Below are 25,313 nucleotides of genomic sequence, written 5' to 3' on the forward strand. Positions count from 1 at the left end.
GGTCTTTAGGACAAATAACGGTTATTTTATACTTAGATGGCAAGCAAAAAGGAGATCAATCAAAGATGAGAAAAGGAACGTTGATTTCGGTAGCGGCGGTAGTGGCTATGACGTTCATCATGACTGCTTGCAACAGCTTATCTTCGAACAAGGAACAAAACCTTCATGCAGGCAAGACTCCCATCCCAACAGGGGGAAAAGGAGAGCCGATCCAACTGACAATTCGTCACACGCAAGTGAAGGATACGCAGAAGAAGCGCTTCGCGATGCTGCAGGATGTTGTGAAAGCAACGGAATCGAAGGTGCCTGGCTTATCCATAACGTTAGATGGGGTGGAGGATAAGGTCAATCGCTTCGAGAAGTTGAGAGCGGAGATGGCCGCGGGGAATCCACCGGAAATATTCGACTTGTTTGGCGGGACGGACACGAAGGATTACGTCAAAGCGGGTAGGCTGCTTGATCTTACGCCCATATTGAATGAGCTTGGATTAACCAATAAGTTTTATAGCTTCGAGGAGTTTACGGTTAATGGTAAAATTTATGGCATTCCGATGGCAGGGTATGTCGAGGGCTTGTACTATAACAAAAGGATTCTGGCTGAGCTTCAAATAAAACCACCTCAAACGTGGGAGGAACTGCTAGCAGCTGCCGCGATACTAAAGGCTCATAAAATAACGCCATTTGCAATGGCGGCTAAAGATTCATGGGTCATTAACATGATGAGCAATACCATGTGGATACGTACGGCCGGGCCAAATTCTGTTCAGGGCTTATTGGATGGAAGTAAACGATGGACGGACCCGGACATTGTGGATGCTTTTGAGAAATACCATACGTTGATTCAAAAAGGATATCTCCAGGAAGGCAGCTTAGCCCTAGCCTATGCCGAACAGCAAAATAAATTTAGCAGCGGTGAAGCGGCTTTCATGTTCGATGGCAGTTGGGCGAATACGCCTCTGCTTGATCCTGAGAAGTCATCCATTGTCAAGGATGTAGGCTTCATGAACTTCCCGGCTATGGGAGGTCCAGGTGATGGTTATATCAATGGAGGATGGTCTAATGCTTATGGCTTCTCTAAGAAAGTAACGCCAGATCAGCTGGTGGCCATTAAGGAGTTTATCAAGCAAATGTATAACGAATCCATGCAAAAAAGACAGCTCGTCGAAGAAGGGATGCCACCTGCCATGAAGCTGCAGGATACGAGCAATGTGAATCCTCTAATTACGGAAATTTTGAATGTGTTTGCAAGCAGTAAAGGTGCTTTCCCTGCATTCGACTCACGCATTCAAACGAAAGTTCGGGAAAAATTGGAACGCGGTATGCAAGAATTAATAGGCGGAAGAACGGACCCGGCCTCCTTAATGGCGGAGATACAGAAGCAGCAAGAAGCTTCGAATAAGGAAGAAACCCACACCAAATAGTAGGATGAGACATGAATAAGATAGGTAGAAACCCATTTGCTTATGCGCTTTTTACATTGCCGACGCTGCTGCTATTCGTGATCTTTTTCTTATATCCCATGATCATGTCGCTGCGTTACGGTTTCACGGAGTGGAACGGAGTATCGCCGGCGAGATTTAATGGTTTGGATAATTTCGTTACAGCTTTTCAGGACAAATATTTCTGGATGGCTGTGCGGAATAATCTATATTTCATTGGTTTTTCTGTCGGATTACAAATCCCGTTCATACTCGGTTTAGCGCTTCTGGTGAGCAAAGTTAGGCGATGGACTAGCTTTTACAAAACGATGATTTTCCTACCCACAGTGCTTTCTACTGCTGTAGTTGGCGTATTGTGGGGATTCATCTATCATCCTCAGGCGGGACTACTCAACCAAGCATTAGAAGCCGTAGGGCTAATGACTTGGCAGCATGTTTGGTTAGCTGAAGAAGCGACAGCGATGCTCTCTGTGCTTGTTACCAACGCATGGCAGTGGATTGGATTCTATGTCGTGCTGGTGCTGTCGGCGATCTATGCGATCCCCAAAAATATCTTGGAAGCGGTTGAGTTAGATGGGGCGACAAGCCTGCGTGAGGCTTGGTCGATTACGCTTCCGATGCTGCGTCCTGTTATCATGGTCATGATTTTGTTATCGATCACCGGAGCTATGAAGGCTTTAGACATCGTCTTTGTGATGACAGGCGGCAATCCATATGGGATTACAGAAGTGATGGCTACGTATATGTATAAAAAAGCTTATCGCATTGGTGAGTATGGATATGCAAACGGAATTGCCGTACTTATTCTCCTCTTAACCGGCATGTTAACATCCTTGTTTGGCTGGTTCACAAGGAAGCAGGAGGAGGTGCAATATTGAAGGAATCCCCTTATCGCCATGTCTTCCTGCATGCTGTACTCATGTCGTACATAGGCATTATTTTGTTTCCACTTTTTTGGGTATTAAACTCCTCTTTTAAAACAAATAAAGAAATCATTACCTCGCCGTGGTCCCTTCCAGAGCGACTCTCTTTATCAAATTATTGGAATGCATGGACGGGGGCACATGTGGGTCACTACTTTACGAACAGTTTATTGATTTCTGTGATATCCGCGTTGACAACGTTGCTTCTTGGTACGGCTACGGCTTACGCCTTAACACGAATGGACTTTCCACGAGTAAGCAAGCTCTTACAACGAATATTGATGCTCGCTTTGCTAGTTCCCGCGGGATCCTTGCTTGTCCCTTTATATATGCTGCTTCGCAGCATGCACTTATACAATACGCCACTAGCCCTGATCCTGCCTTACGTGACGATAGGTTTGCCTTTAACTGTGTTTATTTTTAGTGCTTTTTTGAAATCCATATCGAGTGAGTTAGAAGAAGCGGGGATCATGGATGGATTATCGATCTATGGTCTTTTGTGGCGAGTCATTATTCCAATTACGATTCCTTCACTCGTTACGGTTTTTATGCTTAATTTCCTCAGCAATTGGAATGAGTTTATGATGGCCAATCTGTTTCTAGCGAAGGAAAAGTTTAGGACGCTTCCTGTGAGCATGGTAGCCTTTTACGACCAATTGAATATGAACTACGGTTCGCTCTGTGCGGCAATCATGTTTAGTGTTATTCCAGTCGTGCTAATCTATTTTATTTTGCAGAAACGTATCATTGAAAGCATTAAATCTTAACTCACTCATTCAAGGAGCGTGTACTCATGCCATCTTCATCGCCTAATAAGCAACATCCTTTAACGTTGCGTCAAAAAGTGGGTCAAATGTTTATTTGCGGCTTTGAATCTTTAGAACCCAATGCGTCCATTACTCAATTAATTGAGGAGTACGGACTTGGCGGTGTCATCTATTTTCGTCGAAATGTAAAGGATGCTCACCAACTTGCTCATTTGTCGGCCGAGTTGCAAGCGATGAGTCTCCGCAGCGGCGGACAGCCGTTATTCATTGCCGTAGATCAAGAGGGAGGTATGGTTTCTCGTATTGAAAAAGGAGCCACGCTGCTGCCAGGGAACATGGCATTAGGGGCAGCTTTTGCTCCCTCAGGTGTGTATGCCAGTTCAAAAGTGATGGGGAAAGAATTGCGCCAAATGGGCGTGAACATGAACTTCGCTCCTTGTTTAGATATCAATAATAATCGATTAAACCCGGTTATCGGCGTGCGCTCTTATGGTGAAACAGCGGCGCTAGTAAGTGATATGGGCACACATGCGGTGAAAGGCTTGCAGGATATGGGCGTTATCGCCACCGTCAAGCATTTCCCAGGGCATGGAGATACGTCAGAGGACTCTCATCATGACCTTCCCGTTGTTCCACATAGTATGGAGCGATTGATGGAGCTAAGTTTGCCCCTTTCATTAAAGCGATTGAAGGCGGTGTAGACGCGATTATGACGGCGCATGTCGTTTTTGCGGCGCTTGAAGAGAATGGCGTGCCCTCGACGTTGTCGTATCGTATTTTAACGGAATTGCTTCGGGAGAAGCTTCATTTCAAAGGGTTGATTGTCACAGACTGCCTGGAGATGAAGGCGATCTCAGAAGGGATTGGTGTGGCAGAAGGGGCCGTTCGTGCCATTGAGGCTGGATCGGATATTATTTTGGTTAGTCATTTACTGGATCGCCAAGTGTCTGCCATTGAAGCGGTTATTGCTGCAGTAGAAAGTGGACGGATTCCGGAGTCGCGAATTGATGAATCTGTGCTGCGGATTATGACCTATAAATATAAGCGAGAGATTCGGTATGATACGCTAGCACCTATTCCAACAGAGCCTATTTCAACCCCAGAGCATCAACTGCTGGCCAAAGAACTGAGCCGTAAAAGTATTACACGGGTTAAGGATGAAGTAGGTAAAGTGCTGGATCTGAACGAGCCGATCGTAGTCATTTGGACGGAAGTACAAACAGGAACTGAGATCGATGAAGTCGTGGATCGGAGCGGGACACTGGGCAGTGCCTTGTCTGAGATAGCCGGAAAGCCAATTCAGGAGGTTTACTTGGGATTATATCCTTCGGAAACGGAAGTAGCATCGGTTCTGGAAGCTTGTGATGGTAATAAGCAAGTTATCATTGTCACATACAATGCAACATTCTCAGCAGGACAATCCAGGTTGGTTAAAGAATTAGTTCAAAGGGAAGAGCAGTATGTTATCGTGGCTGCCCGGTAGAAATCCTTATGATTTACTTGAATTTCCAGAGGTAAAGACTTATTATGCTTGTTATGAAAACCGTCCGCTTGCGATGTTTTCGCTCGCGAATGTGCTGCTAGGGAAAGAGAAGGCGGTTGGAAGACTGCCTGTGACCTTGTCGGAGGAGTATCCGATTGGTTGGAGGCTGGATTGATAGGGAGAGGGGAGAAAAGAGATGACATTGGAGCAAGACAATAAGCAGGATGTTTTTGTAAAGGATAACAGCAAGGAAAAAGTAACGAAAAACATCGTCGAAGAACAAGATGTTTTCGTTCGGGAGTACTTTATTGGCGTAGATCTGGGAGGCACGAAGATGTTGGCCGCGCTGGTTGCGTACGATGGCAGCATCATCGCACGGGAAGAGATCCCCACCCTTGCGCAGCAAGGGGAGGTTGCTGTACTCGATCGGCTGGGGAACCTGATCGAGGGGATTCTCGCGGCTGTGCCCGGCAGCCGCAGCGCTCTCCGCGGTATTGGCGTCGCCACCGCGGGCACGCTCGATACGGCGAACGGTGTCGTCACCTTCGCCACGAATCTCGGCTGGCGCGACGTTGCCGTCGCCGCCGTTTTGTCGGACCGCTTCGCTTGCGAGGTCCGGCTCGAGAACGACGCCACCGCCGCAGCGGCAGGCGAATGGCTGGCCGGCGCAGGCGAGGGCGCGCCGGACTGTATATTCGTGACGATCTCCACGGGGATCGGCGGGGGCATCATCTCCGGCGGCCGCTTGATCGCCGGAGTCAACCATAACGCAGGGGAGCTTGGCCACATTTCCATTGATGGAAATGGGCCGCGCTGCCTCTGCGGGAATGTGGGGTGCCTGGAGCTCTACGCGTCAGGCACCGCCATTGGCCGCCGCGGCGCCGAGCACGTGCGCCGCGTTGCGGGAGGCGACGGCGACGCAGCCGGCGCCCTGACGAGGCTCGCGGGAGGCGACCCAGACCGCGTCGATGCGCGGTTGGTCGCGGCCGCAGCCGCGGAAGGGGATGCCGAAGCCAGCGGCATCCTGCGCGAAGCGGGACGAGCCCTCGGCATCGGGCTCGTGAGCATCCTCCACCTGCTCAATCCGCAGGTGGTTATTCTCGGCGGCGGCGCTTCGCATATCGGCGAGCCGCTTCTAGGTCCGATGCGTGAGATCATCGAGGATCGCTGTTTGCCGTCGATTCTAAGCCCGGTCCGATTCGTAACATCCGCTCTTGGATCCTCCGCAGGAGCTGTAGGCGCAGCACTGCTCATGTCGAGGGATGGGCGCTGAGTCATTTCAATTTATTACCAGTCATATGACAAATTGCACTAGACGTTAGGCACCTTTTTCGGTACATTAGATGAGGTTTATGAAACTTTCTTGGTTCCGATTACGTCGGAATGAAGTTGACGTTTTATGGACCAATCTATTAACGAAGGGGTGTTTTTTTTCTATGTCACAAGCCGTATCTGATTCTGCGCCAACGATGCGTTCTTTTTTTGCCAATCGTTTCGTGCAGTCTATTATGTTATCGGGTCTTTTTCTCCAAATCGGGATTTGGATTCGTAACTTCGCGATTCTCCTCTATGTAACCGACATGACGAATAACGATCCTTACTCGGTTTCCTTGATCTCCGTTGCCGAGTTTGCGCCAATATTTATTTTCTCTTTCATTGGCGGTGCCTTTGCGGATCGATGGAGACCTAAGCTTACGATGGTTTGGTGCGATATTCTCAGCGCGGCCTCGGTGTTTATCATTATGATTACCCTGTATTATGGTTCATGGAAGGCGATCTTCTTTGCCACACTAGTGTCGTCCATCCTATCCCAATTCTCTCAACCATCCGGGATGAAGCTGTTTAAGGTTCATGTGCATGAATCCCAGATGCAAATGGGGATGTCACTGTTTCAATCAATGATGGCTATCTTTATGATTTTGGGTCCAATTATGGGGACTTTCGTGTATTATACCTTTGGAATCGAAGTCGCTATTGCGATCATGGGAATTTGCTTCGTGCTTTCAGCTCTTGTACTAACATTTCTACCTTCTGATCGCAAAGCTGAAAAAGGATCAGCAGGACCATCCACGCATATTTTTGCTGAGATGGGCGAAGGTTTCCGGTATGTGCTGAAAAATAAAATGCTTGTCACTTTGGGAGGCTGCTTTGCTGTTGCTGGTCTTGCTATTGGACTAATCAGTCCGCTTGGTATCTTCCTTGTTACAGAAAATCTAGGCTTGCCTAAAGAGAACTTGCAATGGTTTATGGCCACGAATGGTGTCGCGATGATTATCGGCGGAGGCGTGACGATGGGCTTCTCCAAAAAAATGTCGTCGCAAGCGCTCCTTATTCTGGGGATGTCCGTAAGTGTCGTAGCGTTTGCAATCATTGGCATGACACATCTGTTATGGGTCGCACTTTTGATGCAATTTATGTCCGGTCTGGTCATGCCTGCGATCCAAATTGGTATCAATACAATGATTCTTGGCAACACGGAGGAATCGTTCGTGGGTCGCGTGAATGGTATACTGAATCCATTGTTCATGGGTGCCATGGTTATCACAATGAGTTTGGCTGGAAGTATCAAAGCAGCCTTCTCACTTGAAACGATTTATATTACTTGTGCAGCTTTGTTTCTAGTTGGGGTCTTCATTATGGTGCCTTCTTTGAAATATAAGCAAACTGCGGTGCCGCAGGCGAGTAGTAAGTGATGCGTAAACCCTCCCGATTTTCGGGAGGGTACTGAATAGGTTTTCTGCAGACCGAGCAAAGACCCGAAAGATGGTCACTTTGAAAAAAGTGATCTCTCTCGGGTCTTTTTGCGCTCATAATTAATGAATTCGATAGGTTAAGGATTACACGAGGGAATTGTTGGAGTAGGGGGAGTAAGGTTTGAAATGTATCCATCTTCGCGGCTGAATGATGTTGTAAAAAGTGCAACAATTGCTGCCAAGATCCCGACTTTAACCCTTCGTTGTTGCATAATGTACAACAATTTAGCCCAATATAGACCATTTCGCATCAAATGAGCTCAAATTGTTGTACAAACTGCAACATCAACTTACAAAATAGCCTTTTGGCCTGCTAATTGTTGCAGAAAATACAACATTGGTAACCACTATAGCCCATTTGCCCTCTGGAAAGCTGACCTAGTAGCCAAATAATAATTGTTCAACCACCTGTGAACATATTCTCTTATATCTGTATCCCAAACTCAACACGCACCCGGCATCACCAGATTTTAGCGGAACGTACAAGCTTTATTTCGCTCAAAACCGCGTATTTCACGTTTTCGCGCAACGAGGATCCTCTATTTCCCGCTTTCGAGGTGTAAAAAGTTAGTCTATTGTGCGGATGTGAACGCCAACATGCTTACACGAAATTAACACGTAGTTTACAGTGCATTGACCCTCTGAACTTGGCATCAAGTTAGACTAAGTCCATGGTCTCGTAAACGTTGCATATTTAGTTGGATCCAATTCAATATTCATGGAGGTTTCCTATGAAAGTAGAGCTGCACTGCCATACCAATATTTCCGATGGATCGTATTCTTTTAATGAAGTAGTGGACTTAGTCCAGAAAGAAAAGGTAAGCCATTTGGCGATTACAAACCATGACACGACTAGAGGCCTTAACGAAATGATGAATCAGGGAAAGGAACGAGGAATCGAGATCATCCCTGGCATCGAAATATCAGCCTATGATTTTAAGAGACAGACAAGGGTTCACATATTGGGATATTTTATTGAACCAGGACATTCGGAACTCGAAGATTTATGCAGCCCTCTGTTGGAGCAGCGCCATCTGGCTTGCTTAACCATGGTCCGCCATTTAATCGAAGCAGGATACGCCATCACGCTGGATCAAGTCATGAAGTTTGCGGAAGGCGGCACGGGCATTTATAAACAGCATATCATGCATGCGCTGATCGAACAGGGCTACACGACAACGATTTACGGAGAGTTATACCGCAAACTATTCTCACGCGGCCAGAATGGGGAGGAACCGGGAATTGCCTATATCCCTATGAAGTACGTCGATGCAAAGCTTGCCATTCAAGCGATCCGAAAAGCCGGAGGAGTATCCGTTCTAGCGCATCCCGGGCAGTATCGTAATTTCGACTTTGTACCCGAATTAGTGGAAAGCGGGCTGCAGGGAATCGAGGCCTGGCACCCGTTGCATAGTCCCGATGACGAAGTGAAAGCCCAAGAGTATGCCTTAGAATACGATTTGGTCGTGACCGGCGGATCTGATTTTCATGGATTTTATGGAGAGAAGGAAGTGCTGCTGGGCAGCAAAAGTCCAGGAATCTCCTGCGTAGACGAATTAAGAGAACGTACAAATATGCGGTTTACGAGATAACCGGAACATCAAAGGAGTTGTTGATATGAGGCAAATTCACCAGCCCAGAGAACATACTAAACTTTCAGCAGAACCTAGCATCCATGCAACCAGCCATATTGTGAACAGCTCCGCCGGGGAGTGGTCTTCGATCGGTCCCAGCAACAAGATCATTGAATCTACTATTGGCGATTATACCTACACGATGGATGATGTGACGATTAACTATTCGGAGATCGGAAAGTTCACTTCTATCGCTTCCCATGTATGCATCAATCCTGTTAATCACCCAATGGATCGTGTAACACAGCATCACATGACCTACCGTAGGGCAGCTTATGGTTTTGACAGTAAGGATGATGAAGAAATTTTTGATTGGCGGCGCTCGAACCGTGTAACGATTGGTCATGATGTTTGGATCGGGCATGGAGCAATCGTGATGAAAGGAGTTCACATTGGAACCGGGGCGGTTATAGGTTCGGGTTCTGTCGTAACGAAAGATGTAGAGCCCTATTCGGTTGTTGTAGGGGTGCCAGCCAAACCGATTAAAGCAAGATTTCCCAAGGAAATCGTCGATAAACTCATGCAGATTACCTGGTGGGACTGGCCTCGTGAGGTGCTTGAAGAACGTTTCCACGAATTGAATGATATGGAACGTTTTATTCAAACATACATCTGAACTTGCAAACAATGCGGATGACATGCGGCTCAGCAGTGTCAAATTATGCGTAGGAGGTTGACCCAAGATGTCGGAAGAGATGAATATTATGGATCACCTCATAGCAGATATTCAGGCAGGTAAATATGATCCCGACGATAAACTGCCCTCGGAAAATGAACTTGCCGATCTGTTTCGAGTCCCTCGGATGACCGCACGGAAGGCTTATGAAAGGCTTCAGGAACTGGGCTACATCTATTCCAAGCAAGGAAAAGGCAGCTTCGTCAAAGACCGACACCAACGCATTCCATTAGTGCTGTCTGGCAATGAGAGCTTCAGTAAAAAGATGATAGAGCTAGGTTATAACTATCAAGCCAAAAATATTTTTTGCGAGCCTATCGAGTATAACAACAAAATCTATCAGGCGCTCGGTGTGGATGAGCAGGATCGCGTATTTAAAGTGGGGATATTGCGGATTATCGACGGGGAACCGATAGCTTTGCATGCTTCTTATGTGGCAGAAACGATGTTTAGCGATATTGAAAAGACGGGGAGAGATATTACCTCTATGTTTGAGTTTTATAAGGGTAGAGGTCTTACGGAATTTCACTCCACACAAACCTTGTTAAGCGTGATGTACCCTTCTAAATATGAGCGGGAACTGCTGTCTTGTTCGAGTTTGATTCCTTTATTGGTGCTGGAAAGCGAAAGAGTCGAACAAACGACAGGCAGGACGTTGGAATACAGCAAAATTTGGTATCGAGGCGACTTCTTTACTTATGTACTTTAACTAAATCTTAACATCCGCTCTGTTGGCAACAAGATATAGTAAGTCTCGGAAAGCGATCACTAGGGCAAGGAGGTTTGGCTATGAGACGAAAACTAAGAACGGAAATCCTCATTAATGGATCTGCCGGAATTGCAGCTGCATTGGCACAAGAAATCAAGGATCAGTATACCGTGACAATGATAGAGGAGCCCAGCCATGGCTTGGTGATGGTTAAGGTGAGAGAGACTGCGCAAAAAAGTTTATTCTACTTGGGTGAAGTGCTAGTGACGGAATGTAAGGTCAAGATTAACGATCAAGTGGGCGTCGGAATCTTGAAAGGCGACGAATCAGATTTAGCTTATGATTTGGCCGTGATTGATGCAGCATTCGAGGCGCGTCTGAAGGAAACAAATGCTTGGTCAGCCATACTATTGGCCGAAGCCGACAGAATCGCAGAAGAGCGTAAGGCGTTCGACGCGAAAGTGTTAAGGACAAAAGTGAATTTTGAAACGATGGACACGGATTGAAAGGAGCAAACACGATGAAGCTGGATCTGGTGCATGATATACAAACTTCTTATCGCAAAGTAGTCGATTCCATGTCGAGGCCAGGATTGATTTCTGATCTTTCCGAGGAGGTCGAGAAGCTGGATATAGACGCCGGTTGTTTTCCTTCTACACTTGTGTTGGCCATGATGCTATTGGATACGGAGGTTACTTTCAAAGTATTTTCCGAAAAAGCAGATCAGGCCACTCACCTGTTCAGACAGTTGACCTACGCCAAAACAGCGGAAACGGATCAGGCGGATTTCATCTTTATCCTGCAAGATGCGGCAGTGGGGGATTTGCAAAATGTTCTTGATGAAGCAAAGATCGGAACACTGATCGATCCTCACGATTCTGCCACGATCATTGTTGAGTCCGTGGGCTTATCGGAGTACGCATCTTTAAGGTTAATGGGTCCGGGAATCGAACACGCCGCATTTGCCCAGATTTTACTGAACGTGGACTGGATGGAGCTTCGGGAGGAGAGAAACGCAGAGTTTCCGCTGGGATTAGACCTTATTTTCATCGATTCAGCGAATCATCTCCTCTGCTTGCCAAGGACAACCCAGATTACGAAAGAAGGGGGCAGCTAAATGGGTTATGTCGCGGTGAAAGGCGGAACTTCAGCTATTGAGGAGTCCTTAAAACGAATCCAATACGAGCGGGTCAAACAAAAAACGGTGCTGGACATCGGGGAGATTGAAGGCGGAATGAGAGGCTTGATCGATCAGGTCATGTCGGAGAGCAGCCTTTACAGCGAAACGTTGGCAGCCATCGCTATCAAGCAAGCGGAAGGCAGCCCGGAGGAAGCGGTTTTTTTGATGAGAGCTTACCGCTCCACACTTCCGAGAAAGCATTATACGAGAACGGCGGTTTCTGAGCAGATGCATGTGGAAAGAAGAATCTCCGCCAGTTTCAAAGATATCCCAGGCGGACAGATTCTCGGAGCTTCCACGGATTATAGTCATCGCTTGCTGGATTTCGATCTGATTGATGAAACAGAAGCTGCGGTTAGTGAATGGCTGATTGCATTTGAGCATGGTGATGACTCAGGTCAGGAGAATCGAGAGCAAGATACCGATTTAGCCCGGGTACCTAAAGTGCTGGATTATTTGAGAAAAGAAGGTCTCGTAGCTGATTGTCCTGTGGATGTTCGGGAACCCGATGATGTAACGAGAAAGAGCCTAGCGTTTCCCGCCAGCCGCAGTCAGAAGCTGCAAATTTTAACCAGGGGTCAGACAGGGACGGTTACATCCTTGGCCTATGCGGTCATTCGCGGCTACGGGGCTGTCCATCCTACCGTTGGAGAGCTGCGAGTCGGCAGACTTCCGATGTATATCGACAATCCACTACATGCCATGGGCGATGAGGACGACGCTTATTACATTGGAGATATCAAGGTAACTGAAGTGGAAATGCTGGTGCCGGTATCTGTGGATAAAGAAAAAGGCAGGAAAGAGCTTGAACTCGAATTCGGCTATGGACTTTGCTTCGGACAAAATGAAACCAAAGCAATCGCCATGAGCATTTTGGATAAAAGTCTCGAACGAGGCGACCGTTCCATTCCGACGCAGAATGAGGAATTCGTGCTTTATCATATCGATTCGGTAGAATCCACAGGCTTTATTTCACACTTGAAAATGCCTCACTATGTTACCTTTCAATCGAAGCTAAGCGACGTGCGCAAAACAAAGCAAATCCAAACAGAGCAACCCCAAGAGGTGTAACCGATGCAAATCCAATATAATTACGCCTTTTTTGATGAAGGCTCGAAAAGGGAAATTCGAAGAGCAACCTTGAAAGCCATTGCGATCCCAGGATATCAGGTACCGTTCGCCTCCCGTGAGATGCCGATTGGCAGAGGATGGGGAACCGGAGGGCTTCAAGCTGACCCTGTCTCTTATAGGGAAGAAGGATGCGCTCAAAGTGATCGACCAAGGTTCGGATGAATCGGTCAACGCAGTGAGTATAAAAAAATTAATTCAGAAAACGACAGGCGTAGAAACTGTTGATGAAACAGCGGAAGCCACGCTCATTCAATCGAGACATCGTGTTCCCGAAATTCCGCTAAAGCCGGGCCAAATTCTCGTTCTGCAAGTACCGATGCCGGAACCGCTGCGGATCATTGAATCCAGCGAAATGGAGACCAAAAAGCTGCATGGGGAAAAAGATTACAGCGGTGCCTGGCTGGTGTTGTTCGAGCAGATTATGAAGTACAGAAATATGACGACTGGATCCGACCATCCCGTTATGGTGCATGAGCGATACGTCATGGCTCCGAGTCCGATCCCGAAGTTCGACAATCCGAAGCTCAATAGCTCGGAAGCGCTGATTCTGCTAGGCGCAGGACGAGAGAAAAAGATTTATGCGGTGCCACCCTATACCCGGGTCGTCTCCCTTTCATTTGAAGATGTCCCTTTCGAGGCGGAATCGTTTCAAGGCAAGTGCTGCAAGCAGTGCGGAACCGAAGGAGTGTTTCTGGATGAACTCTTCGATGCGAGCGCCGGAGTTACCTACTACCAGTGCAATGATACCAGCTATTGTATAAGCCGAATGAATCAGCAGTCCTTATAAAGAGGTGACGTGAAGATGGAAGATAATGAAGCTCCGATCCTGACCGTAAAAAATTTGAATAAGCAATTCGGAAGTGGATGCGATCAATGCGAAAACCCGTCCGACAGGAAATTGATCAAAAACTATTGCCCTATATGCGGTACCGTCTATTCGTGTCAAGAGGTTACATTCGACCTGTATCCGGGGGAAGTGCTCGGGATTGTAGGCGAGAGCGGCAGCGGTAAGTCGACGTTGATGCGATGCCTTTATTTCGATCAGGAAGTAACGAGCGGTGAAGCTTACCTAAAGTTCTATAAAGAGGGTGAGAGCAATCTGTTCGATGTATCCTCACAACAAAAAAGATATCTCAGAAATCACTTGATGGGCAAAGTATACCAAAATCCTGTGCTCGGTTTGAGAATGGGATTTACCTCCATCGGCAACATTGCTGAGAAAATGATTGCAGCCGGAAATCGGCATGTGGGGGCCATGCAAGCGAGGGGAAGTGAACTGCTGGAGCGGGTTCATATTCCTGTGTACCGAATGAAGGAAGCGCCGAAAAACTTCTCCGGTGGCATGCAGCAGCGGGTTCAAATCGCTAAGGCCTTATCCAATAACCCGCCTATTCTTCTCTTGGATGAAGTGACGACAGGACTCGACTTATCGGTCCAAGCTAACGTGCTTGATTTGATTAAGCATTTGCAAAGGGAACTGACGATCAGCATCCTGCTTGTATCGCATGATCTGGGTGTCATCCGCATGCTGGCGGACCGCACGATGGTGATGCTGGACGGTCAAGTGGTTGAACAAGGGTTAACCGATCAAATACTTGAAGACCCGCAGCATGCTTATACGCAGCAGTTGGTTCATTCACTGCTTTAGTTAATCCAATATTGGAGGCAACGACATGTATCTGATCACTAACGGACTCATAATTACGGAAGAAGCGATTCTTGAAGGTTTCGATCTACTTATCAAACAGGACCGGATTGAGCGGATTGCCCTGCGCGGAGAGATTGAACGGAATGAACATACCGAAGTGATCGATGCGGCCGGAGGATACATTTCCCCAGGGTTCATCGATATTCATTCCGATTATATTGAGCATATGACTGCACCAAGGCCTACCTCACTGATGGATTTCAATCTGAGTCTCAGAGAAACAGAGAAAGAATTGATCTCCCACGGTATTACAACGATGTATCACTCATTGTCGATTTTCAAAAGCGTTGATTACAAATATCGGCCGATCCGTGAGTCGCACAATGTACGTAAATTAATCGATTTGATCGATCAGACGCACACGAGCAAGCATCTGGTACGTCATCGGTTTCATGCGAGATTTGAGATCGATAATCTAGCGGAGATCGATAATTTAAAGAGCTATATCACGGAGAAGAAAGTCCACCTGATCTCATTCATGGATCATACGCCTGGCCAAGGACAGTATCGGGATTTGGAAGTCTATAAAAAAACGGTCAAAGGGTACCAAGATTTAACGGAAGAAGGCATCGACGAACTCATAGCTAATCATCAAACCAAGCAGAAATTAACGGTAGAGGGAATTCGGGAAATCGCCCAGTTGGCCAAAGACAATCAGATTGCAATTGCATCTCATGATGATGATTCACTTGAAAAGCTTGAACTCGTGCAGAGCTTTGGCGCTGTTATTAGTGAATTCCCGATTACGCTTGCGATTGCCAAGAAAGCGAAAGAACTAGGAATGTACACGGTAGCGGGTGCGCCGAATGTGATTCTAGGCGGTTCGCACAGCGGAAACTTATCAGCAGCTGAAGCGGTTTGCGAAGAGAGCATCGATATTTTATGCAGCGATTATTATCCGGCCGCCATGCTTCACGCCGTATTTTATCTCGCTCACCATTGCAAGAAGAACCTGGTTGATATGTTTAAGATGGTCTCCCTGCATCCAGCAAAAGCTGTGAATATCGATGAGGAAGTGGGCTCCATACGCGAAGGGAAGAAGGCTGATCTTCTCATAATAGAGAAAATCGAACCTGATTTTCCGGTAATTACAACCGTATTTGTAGACGGAAAGCTAATACAAAAAACCAATTACAGGATCTGATAGGGGGGATTCCGTGGAAAACATTCTAACCATTGAACATTTGTCCAAATCTTTCACTTTGCATAACTTAAACAAACAGATCAAAGCCATCGAGAATGTAAACTTTTTTCTGAAAGAAGGCGAATTTGTCGGAATTACCGGGAAAAGCGGCAGCGGAAAATCAACGGTTCTAAGGTGCATTCACCGTACTTATTTACCGCAGGAAGGTCATATTTGGTACAACTCCAAAAAATTTGGGCAAATTGATTTGGTGCACGCATCCGAGCGAACGATTATCGAGCTGCGCAAGTATGAGATTGGCTATGTCTCACAGTTTCTAAATGTCATGCCTCGAACGACGGCAAGAGAATTGGTGAAGCATGCGATTGTGGAGATGGGTCATGAAGCTGATTTTGCCGACCGGGAGACAGAAAAGATGCTGGATCATTTTGATTTGGACCACAGCTTGTGGGACAGTTATCCAGCTACCTTCTCAGGAGGCGAAAAGCTGCGTTTAAACATCGCAAGAGCGATGGTAAAGCGGCCTAGGCTGCTGCTGCTTGATGAACCGACGGCGAGTCTCGATCATAGTTCGAAAATCAAAGTAAAAGTTCTGATTGAACAGTTGATGCGAGAAGGAACAACGATGCTCGGGATCTTCCATGATCTTGAATTCATGCAGAATTTGTGTACCCGGGAATACAATATCCAGGATGGCCAGTTTGTAGTGGCGGCTAGATAGCAACTAAAAACAAGAAACCACAACGAAATCTTCATATTGAATTAACAGTCCGTTGATAAATAACGAGTATCGTTAACTTGTACGGCAAAATTGGAATTTATAAAAGGAGAGTATGAAATATGAAGAAAATGTTAGGTCTTGTACTATCTTTATCTCTCGTAGCCGTTGTTGCAGGTTGTGGTATGAAAGAAGCAAATTCTCAAGGTGCGGCGACTGCACCTGTCAAAACGAAAGATATCATTACGATCGCTTGGTATCCGAATGAATCAGGTGGGGATCTGAAAGACGCTAGGGATGAAATTGGAAAAGCCGTTGAAAAAGCGACCGGTAAGAAAGTGGAGCATAAAACGACGACAGATTATATTATCGCGATTGAGGCGATTGCGAATGGAAATGCTGATTTAGCCTTTATGGGGCCTCAAGGATACATTGAAGCAAACGCGAAAAATAAAAAGGTTCAACCACTCGTCGTACAAAGTGGAGAATCCGGGACACTGGACGATGCGGTCTACTATAGTTGGCTCAATGTAAGAAAAGGAGAAGAATCGGCTTATAAAAGCGGCAGTGATTTCTCGCTCGATAACATTGCCGGTAAAAAATTCTCCTTCGTTTCAAACAGCTCTACATCCGGATTTAAAGTACCATCCACTGGCATTGTAAGTTATTTTAGCAAAAAAGATAAATACAAAAGTTTGACTGCAGACGATTTGCTGCAAGGCGGGAAGGACAAGTTCTTCTCGGAAGTACTGTTCGGAGGTTCTCACCAAGGATCCGCAGTAAACCTGCTGACGGGCAAAGCCGATGTTGCCGCTTTCTGTGACACTTGCGTTGCCAACTATGTGGAATTGTCATCCGGAACTGCGAATAAGCCTGGAGCTGTCTACAAAGTGAAGCAAGGTGCTGCCGAGCCGTTTAATACCCAAATAGGAAAAGAATTTTCGCTTATTTCTGTTACGCCGGTGCTAAATTCACCTTTTGCCATCAATACAGGAACCATTAGTGCGGAAGACACAAAAAAATTGAAAGATACATTTACATCGGATGAAGTAACCAAAAACGAGAAGATCTTTCTTCCGAAGGATTCCAAAGCTTCTGGATTGTTCAAGATGAAGTCGGGTAAGGAGCATTTCCTATCTGTTGAAGATGCTTGGTTCAACCCAATTAGAGAACTGTCGAAGTAATCGTCAGACCGATCGTCATTCGAAAATAAAACGTTTGGGAGTTACCCATGACAACCATGACAACCTTATTGGAATTCAAGAATGTATCGAAACAATACGGTTCTGAAACAAAGGCGTTATCGAATATTAACTTCGCTGTTAAAGAAGGAGAATTTGTTTCGATCATCGGACCCTCGGGAGCGGGGAAATCAACGCTCCTTCGTTGTATCAACCGGATGATTGATGCTAGCAGCGGAGAGATTGTTTTTGATGGCGCCAATGTTTCGGCATTTAAGAAAAAAGAGTTGAAGCGATTACGTACCAGAATCGGGATGATTTTTCAACATTACAATTTGGTCAATCGGTTGAGTGTCATCGAAAACGTCCTTCATGGCCGACTTGGTTACAAGTCTACCTTGGCTGGCGCTTTAGGTTTGTACACCGATGAAGAAAAACGTCAGGCGTTCAATATCTTGCAGATCCTAGGTTTGGAAGATCAGATTTATAAAAGATGCGATCAACTAAGCGGTGGTCAGAAGCAGCGGGTAGGGATTGCCAGAGCTTTGATCCAAGCACCTAGAATGCTGCTGTGTGACGAGCCGATCGCTTCTTTGGATCCGAATGCATCTAAGGTGATTATGGATCATCTGAAGAACATTTCGTCCTCCATGGGAATAACCGTTGTCGTCAATCTGCATCAAGTAGACGTTGCTTTGAAATACTCGGACCGAATTATAGGCGTCAATAAGGGAAGAGTTGTATACGATGGTGTGCCAGAGGGAATCCAGGCAGACGAACTCCAAAGCATTTATGGTTCCGAGGTGGCAAACAACCTGAGTGAGCTAGGAGGACAACATGCAGGGTAATTTCTTTGCCGTAAAAAGAAGAAACTCTATGATGTATTGTGTTCTGCTGCTTGTGTTAACTTTGGTTGCCATTATCATAACGGAATATAACGTTGTGAAAGGTTTTACTTCCATACCGAAGGCGATAGACTGGGCGATTTCTAATTTTTATCCAAATGAAAAAGCGATGAAAAGATTGCCGGACATCTTAGACAAGCTGGTTGAAACCGTATTAATCTCTATCGCTGCTACGACTGTCGCTGCCGTGTTTGCCCTTTTAGCCGCAATTCTAGGTTCTAATACAACAGGTGTTAACGGGATATTCGGCTATTTTAGCAGAGGTATCGCCACCTTATTCCGCAATATTGATGTAGCGGCATGGTCGATGATATTGCTTTTATCCTTTGGTCAAAGCGTCTTGACTGGATATTTCGCTCTGTTTTTTGGATCCTTTGGTTTTCTGACTAGAGCTTTTATGGAATCGATCGATGAAGTGAGTTCGAGTTCCGTTGAAGCATTAAAGGCTACAGGAGCTGGCTATCTCTCGATTATTTGCCAGTCTGTTATACCTGCAAGTATGCCTCAGCTCTTGAGTTGGATCTTATTTATGGTAGAAACGAACATTCGTCATGCCACACTTATAGGAATTCTGACAGGGACGGGAATCGGATTCTTGTTTAGCTTATATTATAAAAGCTTGAATTATAGCGCTGCTAGTTTGATCGTTATCGTCATTGTGCTCACCATACTTGTCATTGAATATGTTTCCAATTATGTGAGGAGGGTGATCTTGTAAATGGAATGGGATGAATCAGTTAGAGCTTTATATGATGCAACTGAGAAACAAGTTAAGCAGATTCATAATCAACCTATTAAGGCCAAGCCCTTTAATTTGGCTACATTCGTTATACAAATCACCCTTGTCACATTAGTCGTACTGACCTTCTATGGTTTCAGCAGCTTCGACTACAAAGGGGTCAGTCTATTCGAAGGTATTCAAGCAGCGGCCGTTACGGTTAAAACGATGTTTATGGAACCTCATTTCCAGCATTTCACTTTTGTCGATGGTTTAAAGCAAGTATTTGTTACGCTTGGGTTAGCTTTTCTAACGACACTGTTTGGTGCAGTGATTGCCTTGTTTCTAGGGTTGCTGGCTTCACGAAACTTATCCTCGAATGGCGTCTCGATGATCATCAAAGGGTTGGTTGCTATCATTAGAGCCGTTCCAACGGTGTTATGGGTACTGATTTTTGCCGTAGCAGCCGGTCTCGGAAGTGTCGCAGCCGTCATCGGCATGACCTTTCATTCCGTAAGTTATTTAGTTAAGGCCTATTCGGAATCTTTCGAAGAGTTGGATCATGGTGTTATAGAAGCCCTTAGAGCAAGCGGTGCGAATTGGTGGCAGATTGTTTTCCAAGCCGTAATCCCTTCCTGTATAACGTATATCATCTCTTGGACCTTCATGCGTTTTGAAATTAACTTTGCTGTTGCAGTTGCCATGGGGGCAGCTGCCGGCGCTGGCGGGATCGGGTTTGATATGTTTATGGCGAGCGGATTTTATTATGATCTGAGAGAAGTTGGAGGAATTACCTATTTCATTTTAATTTTTGCTATCATACTTGAGGTTATGGCTAACAGAATTAAAAGAAAGCTGCGAGCAACAGCGTAAGGCGTGAATAGGGAGATAGAAAAAACTCGACACTACTGGTGGTTAAGACCAGTGACATCGAGTTTTATTTTTTTCTCACAAAAATGGAGTTCCAGCATCTTTAAAGGCTGCCTTCATTTCCGGAGTTATGGATGAATCGCTGATAATCCCGATGGTTTCTTGGACTTCACCTATCACAAACAAGGAGCTCCGGCTGAACTTGGAATGATCGGCAACGAGGTAAGTTTCCATGGACTGCTTCATCATGCGTCGATTGGTCTCGGCTTCCAGCTCATTATAAATCATCATGCCGCGGGATAAGGAAACGCCGTCCACTCCCATGAAAGTTTTGCGAATGCTGAGATTTTCTAACGTTGCATTGGCGAGCGGTCCCGACAGCTCGAAGGTTTGGGTACGAATCACGCCGCCAGTAAGGATAAGCTGCAATCCCGGTGTTCCGATCAGCTCATAGGCGATATTAACCGCATTCGTGATCACGGTAAGGTTCTTGAATTGGTTGAGCTTTTTAGCGATAAAAGTCGTCGTCGTACCGCCGGTTAAACCGATGATATCGCCATCTTCAATATAGCGCAGCGCCTTGTCGGCGATTTCTTTCTTCTCATCCGTGTAGAGGTCCATTTTGTTAAAAAATGGGACTTCGACCTTCAAGCTTTCAAGCACAGCGCCTCCAAAGGTACGGATGCAGCGCTTCTCTTGTTCGAGTATCTCAAGATCCCGTCTAGCCGTTGCTTCCGATACGGCGAACTGCTTGACGATATCGGTCAAGGCAATGGAGCCTTTATCTTTAATGGCTTGCATAATCGCATCGCGGCGAATGTCTGTCTTTCCCATGGTACCTCCTAAAAGCAAATCCTTATTCTTCCTGTAGATAACGCTTACTTCTATCTTATCATTCAATGGATAAGCCGTCCATCGGATGGTGTCGAAGATGGAGGCGCGGAGTGCATCCGTGGAAAATGTCAGAAAAGCAAAAATAAGAGTCTCTGCCCAATAAGAGTCTTCAGAGACTCTTATTGGAGTAGTTGTTGTTGTCATGTGTTACTTTAGCGATGATTTACATCGCTAAAGTAAGTGGGAGTGCGAAATTTGCTGCGGTAGCGATGATTTATAGCGTTAAAGTAGCTTGCAGTGGGTAGTTTGGTTGTCATGGGTTGTATTAACGATGAATTACATTGCTAAAGTGAATGTGAATGCGAAATTTGTTGCGGTAGCGATGATTTATAGCGTTAAAGTAGCTTGCAGTGGGTAGTTTGGTTTTCATGGGTTGCGTTAACGTTGAATTACATCGCTAAAGTGTATGTTAATGCGAAATTTGTTGCGGTAGCGATGGTTTATAGCTTTAAAGTAGCTGGCAGTGGGTAGGTGGTAGTGGATAGTGGGTAGTTTGAGAGTCTGGAGGAGCGAGCGGCTGATATCCATTATGTGGGTGCATACACAAAACACACAAAACCCCCTGCCCAATATCGGCCGGGGGGAGGGCTTTAAGCGGCACCACAAGAGGTGCCGCAAAAGTAAGCAGCAGCTTACACCGTCGCTGCGGTCAGATCAAGCCATGCCAGTTCCTGCGGAGACAGCACAAGCTGCGCGCCGTCACGGCATGAGAGCATTTCGGCTTCGCTGCGCGGGCCAATGAGCGCGCACGCCGGGAACGGCTGGCTCAGCACATAGGCGAGCGCGATTTGGATCGCGCTGACGCCTTTTTCCTGCGCCAGCTGTTCGGCGCGGCGCAGCCGCGTCCAGTTCTCGTCGCTGTAGAAGACACGGACGAGGTCGGCGTTGTCACGGTTCTCCGGTGTGAACCGTCCAGTGAAAAATCCGCGCGCCTGCGAAGACCAGGACAGCAGCGGGAACTGCTTGGCTTCGTGCCAACGCAGCGCCCCCTCATCGGTTGAGACGCAGCCGGCCCAGAATGGTTCGTTCGCTTTGGCGAGGCTAAGGTTAGGGCTGCTGAAGCTGAAGCCAATTAGACCATGCTGCTCGGCATAATCTGCTGCTTCTTGCAAACGTTCATGTGTCCAGTTGGACCCGCCAAAGGCGCGGATTCTTCCAGCTTCCACATGTTCATTCAGCGCTTCGAGGATAACGCCAACCGGTGTTGCCGGGTCATCGCGATGAAGCGCATAGAGGTCAATATAGTCCGTGCGCAGTCTCTCGAGACTAGTGAACAGATCACTGCGAATCGCTTCCGGATTCACTCTTGGCCCGCTAGCATCATGATGTGCACCCTTGGTAAAGATATTGATGTCATCGCGATTACCCATTTCATCCAGCCAAATCCCAAGCGCTTGCTCGCTCTGGCCGCCGCAATAGATGAAGGCAGTGTCAATCGTGTTTCCGCCGATAGATAGATAATGTCCAAGGATATCACTGACTTCTTGAGGATTGTCCAGTCTAAAAAAGTCCGATCCCATGATCAGTTTAGATACGGGTTTATCTAATCCTTTAATCTGAATGTGCTTCATATGAAATCATCCCTGCTTTCTTTTTTATGAAGTATTATGGATTAATCACAATTCGCGAACGCTCTCTAGCTGACTTCAGACATGCATCAATGACTTTCATGTTGCTAATCGCATCACTCGCGGGGAAGCGAGGTGCTTTCTCACCCCAAGCCGCATGGGCCATGTCGTCCGCTTGCAGGGAATATTGGTTCAGGAACGGAACCTCTTCTTCACGTTGATCATTCCCAACAAATACTTTAAAGTGACCGGATTCTTTAGTTGGCGTTACAAAAGCCGAAGGGATTTCAATGCGTCCCAACGTGCCTAGAACTTCAACCGTATTTCTGAAAGCCGCCCACATCCCGCAGTCAAAGGTTAGCGCGACATTGCCGCTAAATTCAACTAAGCCGGACATCATCATATCGACGTCGTCATGCTCAGGTGAGAAGAAAGCATGGGTAGTTACAGCTTCTGGTTCTCTGCCTAAGAGCATTCTAGCTGCGCTCAATGGATAACAGCCTACGTCATAGACTGAGCCGCCGCCCCATTCACGTACGAAGCGAACATTTTTACTATCACCCGGATTGCAGAAGGTGAACGTCCCATGAATTCCACGAATATCACCGATTTCACCGGAGTCCATAATCGCTTTGATCCGCTCGTACCGCGGGTGGTGTCTATACATGAAAGCTTCGGCAAACAGCACCCCTGCTTGTTCGCATGCCGTGACCATTTCTCGAACATCATCTGCCGTTAGAGAAGCTGGCTTCTCGGAAAGTACATGCTTGCCAGCCTGGGCAGCACGAATCGTCCACTCTTTGTGCAGATGGTTCGGCAGCGGTATGTATATGGCATCAATCTCTGGATCCTCGATCAATTCTTCATAACTGCCGTAAGCCTTAGGAATTTCTAGCTTAGCCGCAGTTTCCTGTGACTTTTGCAAATTGCGGCTGGCAATAGCGCTTACAATTCCTGTTTGAGACTGCTGGATACCAGGAATACAAGCCCTAATGGCAATATTAGCGCAACCTAAAATACCCCAACGAAGCTTTGTCATTTCAGCACTTCTCCTTTTGTAAAATATTTGATAACGGTATATTGTTATTATAAAACGAGTTATTTAAAATGAATATGATAATATATTGCACCCAGTATCGGAATATTGTCATTAGAAGAGGAGGCGTAAAGATGCAAAGGCAAGTCATGCTGCCAAGGTTGCAGCAATCTTCTTATTTCATTTTTCCAGAATCTGTTGGCTGGTATCGTGATTTCCCCAATCATTCTGTCTATCGTCACGAAGGGTTATGTGAAACCTTCAGCTTGCATTTCATCATTTCAGGTAAAGGATACGTCGAAATTGAGGGGGAACAGTATTCCATTCAAAAAGGGGATGCCTTTCTGTATTTTCCGTATCAAGAACAAAGATACTACAGCTCGAAGGAAGATCCTTGGGATGTCCGTTGGTTTCATTTTTATGGAAATCATATCAAGGAGTTTATGCTGGAACGAGGATTTCTACGTACCTTGTGGACGTTAAAGCGATGGAATGAGCTTGAAGAAGCGTTCCACGAGCTGCTGCTTGAGGCAGAGACGAATAACATTCTTCGGACAACGAATCTCTCCACGCTGACGTATAAGATATTGTGCGAATTCATGAGCTATGCGGCGCCTTTAACGGGAAATCGCGGGATGGAATCCGTGGATCGCATTCTCGCCTTACTTCCCTTGATGCAGCAAAAAGCCTGTGAACCGTTCATCTTGGAAGAATGGGCGGAGCTCACAGGCGTAAGCACATACTATTTCTGCAAATTGTTTCGTAAAGCCATGTCGATGACACCGCTCTCCTTCATTACTCTTTGCCGTATTCAATTTGCGAAGCAGCGTTTAATTGAAAAGGAGGACTGGCCGATCAAAGACATTGCTAATGAATCTGGTTATGCCAGCGCGAGTTATTTCAACCAGCGGTTTCAAGAACATGAAGGAATGACGCCAAGCGAGTTTCGAAACTTTTATGCCAAAAGCTTATTTGAATAAGCGAGAACGAATCGGTTTCCCGTCCCAGATGAGTTCGGTTACAGCTTGGCGCGCTTTCACTTCCGGTTCTTCGAGCAGGAGGAAGAAGTTTTTCGTAGGCAATTCACCGAGTTGATGCTTTGCGGAGAGCATGTCCAAAAAGGGGCGCATATTGTCTAATTGACCCGACATGTTGCTGCTGCCTTGCTGGGAAAATGCATAGAGCACGCTGGCAATTGGCGCACGTTTCACGCGGAATTGTTCAGCTACCCGTAAGAAGAAATCCCAGTCCCAATAATGAAATACGTCCGTGTCAAAAGCACCCAGAGCGTCGATAACCTCGGGTCGAAATATACAACCGGAAGAGAAGAAGGTGGAAAACCTGCGCATCGCAGGCACATCGAATTCATAAGCAAAAACGAACCGATCTGTGATGGAACGGGCGTTACTTTCATAGACATAATCGAAAATTTCAACATCTGGATATACGAGATCATAGCCTTCAATTTCTTGCAGCATACGCTCGATATGGATCGGAAGCAGCAGATCATCGTCATCACAGAGCATGATGAAATCGCCTTTCACCTCTTGCAATCCGCGGTTGCGCGCATGAACGTGCTTCAAGTTTTGGGGCATATTGACGATCTGAATAGCCAGTTCCGGGTATAATTCCTGAATGAAATCGACGGAGGGGCCGCAATCGTTAACAATGATAATTTGCAGGTTTTTATACGTTTGGCGATATAATGATTCTGCGAGCTCAGCGAGTTCAATTCGGCGATTATATGTAGGGATAATGATGGACACTAATGGCTGATAGGACATGAAAAAGCGCACCTCCGGTTTATGGTAATGTAAGCTTACCTCAATTTCGGTGTACTTCTCAAATATAAGTGCTAAATAAAGATAATGCTTAC

General features: G+C 46.3%; 24 protein-coding genes and 2 pseudogenes. 22 read left to right on the plus strand and 4 right to left on the minus strand.

Annotated features, from left to right (window positions below):
• The first annotated feature begins 65 nt into the window (after positions 1–65).
• From ACBP55_RS09680 to ACBP55_RS09780, 21 genes and pseudogenes are all read left to right on the plus strand, one after another.
• Positions 66–1,421 (plus strand): extracellular solute-binding protein, encoded by a 1,356-nt coding sequence (locus ACBP55_RS09680; protein WP_464651099.1) that lies wholly within the window; start codon positions 66–68, stop codon positions 1,419–1,421.
• Positions 1,422–1,432: 11 nt separating this feature from the next.
• Positions 1,433–2,317 (plus strand): carbohydrate ABC transporter permease, encoded by an 885-nt coding sequence (locus tag ACBP55_RS09685; RefSeq protein ID WP_464651101.1) that lies wholly within the window; start codon positions 1,433–1,435, stop codon positions 2,315–2,317.
• Positions 2,314–3,129, plus strand: a complete 816-nt coding sequence (locus tag ACBP55_RS09690; RefSeq protein ID WP_464651103.1) for a carbohydrate ABC transporter permease — start codon at positions 2,314–2,316, stop codon at positions 3,127–3,129. Before ACBP55_RS09685 ends, ACBP55_RS09690 begins: the two co-directional genes overlap by 4 nt.
• An 86-nt stretch (positions 3,130–3,215) precedes the next feature.
• Positions 3,216–4,612, plus strand: a pseudogene (nagZ, locus tag ACBP55_RS09695) (beta-N-acetylhexosaminidase).
• A complete protein-coding gene (locus ACBP55_RS09700) occupies positions 4,590–4,787 on the plus strand; it encodes a hypothetical protein (RefSeq protein WP_464651105.1) in 198 nt (65 codons plus the stop codon). Before nagZ ends, ACBP55_RS09700 begins: the two are co-directional and overlap by 23 nt.
• Before the next feature lie 21 nt (positions 4,788–4,808).
• The gene (locus tag ACBP55_RS09705) at positions 4,809–5,885 is read left to right on the plus strand and encodes an ROK family protein (RefSeq protein WP_084160271.1); all 1,077 of its coding nucleotides are present in this window, start codon (positions 4,809–4,811) and stop codon (positions 5,883–5,885) included.
• 163 nt (positions 5,886–6,048) lie between these two features.
• On the plus strand, positions 6,049–7,305 hold the full coding sequence (locus ACBP55_RS09710; protein ID WP_464651107.1) for an MFS transporter: 1,257 nt from the start codon (positions 6,049–6,051) through the stop codon (positions 7,303–7,305).
• Between the two features lie 791 nt (positions 7,306–8,096).
• Positions 8,097–8,957, plus strand: coding sequence for a PHP domain-containing protein (locus ACBP55_RS09715; protein ID WP_464651108.1), 861 nt, complete (start codon positions 8,097–8,099; stop codon positions 8,955–8,957).
• A gap of 25 nt (positions 8,958–8,982) precedes the next feature.
• Complete coding sequence (locus ACBP55_RS09720; protein ID WP_464651109.1) at positions 8,983–9,615, plus strand: DapH/DapD/GlmU-related protein; 633 nt, start codon at positions 8,983–8,985, stop codon at positions 9,613–9,615.
• A 67-nt stretch (positions 9,616–9,682) separates the two neighbouring features.
• Complete coding sequence (locus tag ACBP55_RS09725) at positions 9,683–10,384, plus strand: GntR family transcriptional regulator (RefSeq protein WP_464651111.1); 702 nt, start codon at positions 9,683–9,685, stop codon at positions 10,382–10,384.
• An 80-nt stretch (positions 10,385–10,464) separates the two neighbouring features.
• Entirely contained in the window at positions 10,465–10,890 is a 426-nt protein-coding gene (phnG, locus tag ACBP55_RS09730) for a phosphonate C-P lyase system protein PhnG (protein WP_464651113.1), read from the plus strand.
• Between the two features lie 14 nt (positions 10,891–10,904).
• Positions 10,905–11,501, plus strand: a complete 597-nt coding sequence (gene phnH, locus ACBP55_RS09735) for a phosphonate C-P lyase system protein PhnH (RefSeq protein WP_464651115.1) — start codon at positions 10,905–10,907, stop codon at positions 11,499–11,501.
• Positions 11,502–12,635 carry a carbon-phosphorus lyase complex subunit PhnI gene (locus ACBP55_RS09740; protein ID WP_464651116.1) on the plus strand — a complete coding sequence of 378 codons (1,134 nt, stop codon included), beginning with the start codon at positions 11,502–11,504 and terminating at the stop codon, positions 12,633–12,635.
• Positions 12,636–12,638: 3 nt separating this feature from the next.
• Positions 12,639–13,482 (plus strand): annotated as a pseudogene (locus ACBP55_RS09745) (alpha-D-ribose 1-methylphosphonate 5-phosphate C-P-lyase PhnJ).
• Between the two features lie 15 nt (positions 13,483–13,497).
• Positions 13,498–14,343, plus strand: coding sequence for an ATP-binding cassette domain-containing protein (locus ACBP55_RS09750; protein WP_464651118.1), 846 nt, complete (start codon positions 13,498–13,500; stop codon positions 14,341–14,343).
• 25 nt (positions 14,344–14,368) lie between these two features.
• Positions 14,369–15,547, plus strand: coding sequence for a phosphonate metabolism protein PhnM (phnM, locus tag ACBP55_RS09755; RefSeq protein ID WP_464651119.1), 1,179 nt, complete (start codon positions 14,369–14,371; stop codon positions 15,545–15,547).
• A 13-nt stretch (positions 15,548–15,560) separates the two neighbouring features.
• Positions 15,561–16,268, plus strand: a complete 708-nt coding sequence (locus ACBP55_RS09760; protein ID WP_464651121.1) for a phosphonate C-P lyase system protein PhnL — start codon at positions 15,561–15,563, stop codon at positions 16,266–16,268.
• A 119-nt stretch (positions 16,269–16,387) separates the two neighbouring features.
• Entirely contained in the window at positions 16,388–17,449 is a 1,062-nt protein-coding gene (locus tag ACBP55_RS09765; RefSeq protein ID WP_464651123.1) for a PhnD/SsuA/transferrin family substrate-binding protein, read from the plus strand.
• 56 nt (positions 17,450–17,505) lie between these two features.
• Positions 17,506–18,294 carry a phosphonate ABC transporter ATP-binding protein gene (gene phnC, locus ACBP55_RS09770; RefSeq protein ID WP_464653276.1) on the plus strand — a complete coding sequence of 263 codons (789 nt, stop codon included), beginning with the start codon at positions 17,506–17,508 and terminating at the stop codon, positions 18,292–18,294.
• The gene (locus ACBP55_RS09775; protein WP_464651125.1) at positions 18,284–19,069 is read left to right on the plus strand and encodes a PhnE/PtxC family ABC transporter permease; all 786 of its coding nucleotides are present in this window, start codon (positions 18,284–18,286) and stop codon (positions 19,067–19,069) included. Before phnC ends, ACBP55_RS09775 begins: the two co-directional genes overlap by 11 nt.
• Positions 19,070–19,942 (plus strand): PhnE/PtxC family ABC transporter permease, encoded by an 873-nt coding sequence (locus tag ACBP55_RS09780; RefSeq protein ID WP_464651127.1) that lies wholly within the window; start codon positions 19,070–19,072, stop codon positions 19,940–19,942.
• Between the two features lie 75 nt (positions 19,943–20,017).
• On the opposite strand, the gene ACBP55_RS09785 is transcribed toward ACBP55_RS09780, so the two are convergent.
• The 3 genes from ACBP55_RS09785 to ACBP55_RS09795 form a co-directional block, all read right to left on the minus strand.
• Complete coding sequence (locus ACBP55_RS09785) at positions 20,018–20,773, minus strand: DeoR/GlpR family DNA-binding transcription regulator (RefSeq protein WP_464651129.1); 756 nt, start codon at positions 20,771–20,773, stop codon at positions 20,018–20,020.
• 692 nt (positions 20,774–21,465) lie between these two features.
• The gene (locus ACBP55_RS09790; protein WP_464651131.1) at positions 21,466–22,404 is read right to left on the minus strand and encodes an aldo/keto reductase; all 939 of its coding nucleotides are present in this window, start codon (positions 22,402–22,404) and stop codon (positions 21,466–21,468) included.
• 34 nt (positions 22,405–22,438) lie between these two features.
• Complete coding sequence (locus ACBP55_RS09795) at positions 22,439–23,440, minus strand: Gfo/Idh/MocA family protein (protein ID WP_464651133.1); 1,002 nt, start codon at positions 23,438–23,440, stop codon at positions 22,439–22,441.
• 131 nt (positions 23,441–23,571) lie between these two features.
• Between ACBP55_RS09795 and ACBP55_RS09800 the strand changes: the two genes are divergently transcribed.
• Positions 23,572–24,417 carry a helix-turn-helix transcriptional regulator gene (locus tag ACBP55_RS09800; RefSeq protein WP_464651134.1) on the plus strand — a complete coding sequence of 282 codons (846 nt, stop codon included), beginning with the start codon at positions 23,572–23,574 and terminating at the stop codon, positions 24,415–24,417.
• Here the strand turns inward: ACBP55_RS09800 and ACBP55_RS09805 are convergent.
• The gene (locus ACBP55_RS09805) at positions 24,406–25,221 is read right to left on the minus strand and encodes a glycosyltransferase family 2 protein (protein ID WP_464651136.1); all 816 of its coding nucleotides are present in this window, start codon (positions 25,219–25,221) and stop codon (positions 24,406–24,408) included. The two genes, ACBP55_RS09800 and ACBP55_RS09805, sit on opposite strands and share 12 nt — an antisense overlap.
• Positions 25,222–25,313: the final 92 nt, after the last annotated feature.

The sequence above is a fragment of the Paenibacillus sp. WG02 genome, assembly GCF_055396115.1.

Bases quoted from the DNA above. Each gene is read 5' to 3' on its own strand.
- ACBP55_RS09680 (WP_464651099.1), top strand. From the start codon at position 66: ATGAGAAAAGGAACGTTGATTTCGGTAGCGGCGGTAGTGGCTATGACG.
- ACBP55_RS09685 (WP_464651101.1), top strand. From the start codon at position 1,433: ATGAATAAGATAGGTAGAAACCCATTTGCTTATGCGCTTTTTACATTG.
- ACBP55_RS09700 (WP_464651105.1), top strand. From the start codon at position 4,590: ATGTTATCGTGGCTGCCCGGTAGAAATCCTTATGATTTACTTGAATTT.
- ACBP55_RS09705 (WP_084160271.1), top strand. From the start codon at position 4,809: ATGACATTGGAGCAAGACAATAAGCAGGATGTTTTTGTAAAGGATAAC.
- ACBP55_RS09710 (WP_464651107.1), top strand. From the start codon at position 6,049: ATGTCACAAGCCGTATCTGATTCTGCGCCAACGATGCGTTCTTTTTTT.
- ACBP55_RS09715 (WP_464651108.1), top strand. From the start codon at position 8,097: ATGAAAGTAGAGCTGCACTGCCATACCAATATTTCCGATGGATCGTAT.
- ACBP55_RS09720 (WP_464651109.1), top strand. From the start codon at position 8,983: ATGAGGCAAATTCACCAGCCCAGAGAACATACTAAACTTTCAGCAGAA.
- ACBP55_RS09725 (WP_464651111.1), top strand. From the start codon at position 9,683: ATGTCGGAAGAGATGAATATTATGGATCACCTCATAGCAGATATTCAG.
- phnG (WP_464651113.1), top strand. From the start codon at position 10,465: ATGAGACGAAAACTAAGAACGGAAATCCTCATTAATGGATCTGCCGGA.
- phnH (WP_464651115.1), top strand. From the start codon at position 10,905: ATGAAGCTGGATCTGGTGCATGATATACAAACTTCTTATCGCAAAGTA.
- ACBP55_RS09740 (WP_464651116.1), top strand. From the start codon at position 11,502: ATGGGTTATGTCGCGGTGAAAGGCGGAACTTCAGCTATTGAGGAGTCC.
- ACBP55_RS09750 (WP_464651118.1), top strand. From the start codon at position 13,498: ATGGAAGATAATGAAGCTCCGATCCTGACCGTAAAAAATTTGAATAAG.
- phnM (WP_464651119.1), top strand. From the start codon at position 14,369: ATGTATCTGATCACTAACGGACTCATAATTACGGAAGAAGCGATTCTT.
- ACBP55_RS09765 (WP_464651123.1), top strand. From the start codon at position 16,388: ATGAAGAAAATGTTAGGTCTTGTACTATCTTTATCTCTCGTAGCCGTT.
- phnC (WP_464653276.1), top strand. From the start codon at position 17,506: ATGACAACCTTATTGGAATTCAAGAATGTATCGAAACAATACGGTTCT.
- ACBP55_RS09775 (WP_464651125.1), top strand. From the start codon at position 18,284: ATGCAGGGTAATTTCTTTGCCGTAAAAAGAAGAAACTCTATGATGTAT.
- ACBP55_RS09780 (WP_464651127.1), top strand. From the start codon at position 19,070: ATGGAATGGGATGAATCAGTTAGAGCTTTATATGATGCAACTGAGAAA.
- ACBP55_RS09785 (WP_464651129.1), bottom strand. From the start codon at position 20,773: ATGGGAAAGACAGACATTCGCCGCGATGCGATTATGCAAGCCATTAAA.
- ACBP55_RS09790 (WP_464651131.1), bottom strand. From the start codon at position 22,404: ATGAAGCACATTCAGATTAAAGGATTAGATAAACCCGTATCTAAACTG.
- ACBP55_RS09795 (WP_464651133.1), bottom strand. From the start codon at position 23,440: ATGACAAAGCTTCGTTGGGGTATTTTAGGTTGCGCTAATATTGCCATT.
- ACBP55_RS09800 (WP_464651134.1), top strand. From the start codon at position 23,572: ATGCAAAGGCAAGTCATGCTGCCAAGGTTGCAGCAATCTTCTTATTTC.
- ACBP55_RS09805 (WP_464651136.1), bottom strand. From the start codon at position 25,221: ATGTCCTATCAGCCATTAGTGTCCATCATTATCCCTACATATAATCGC.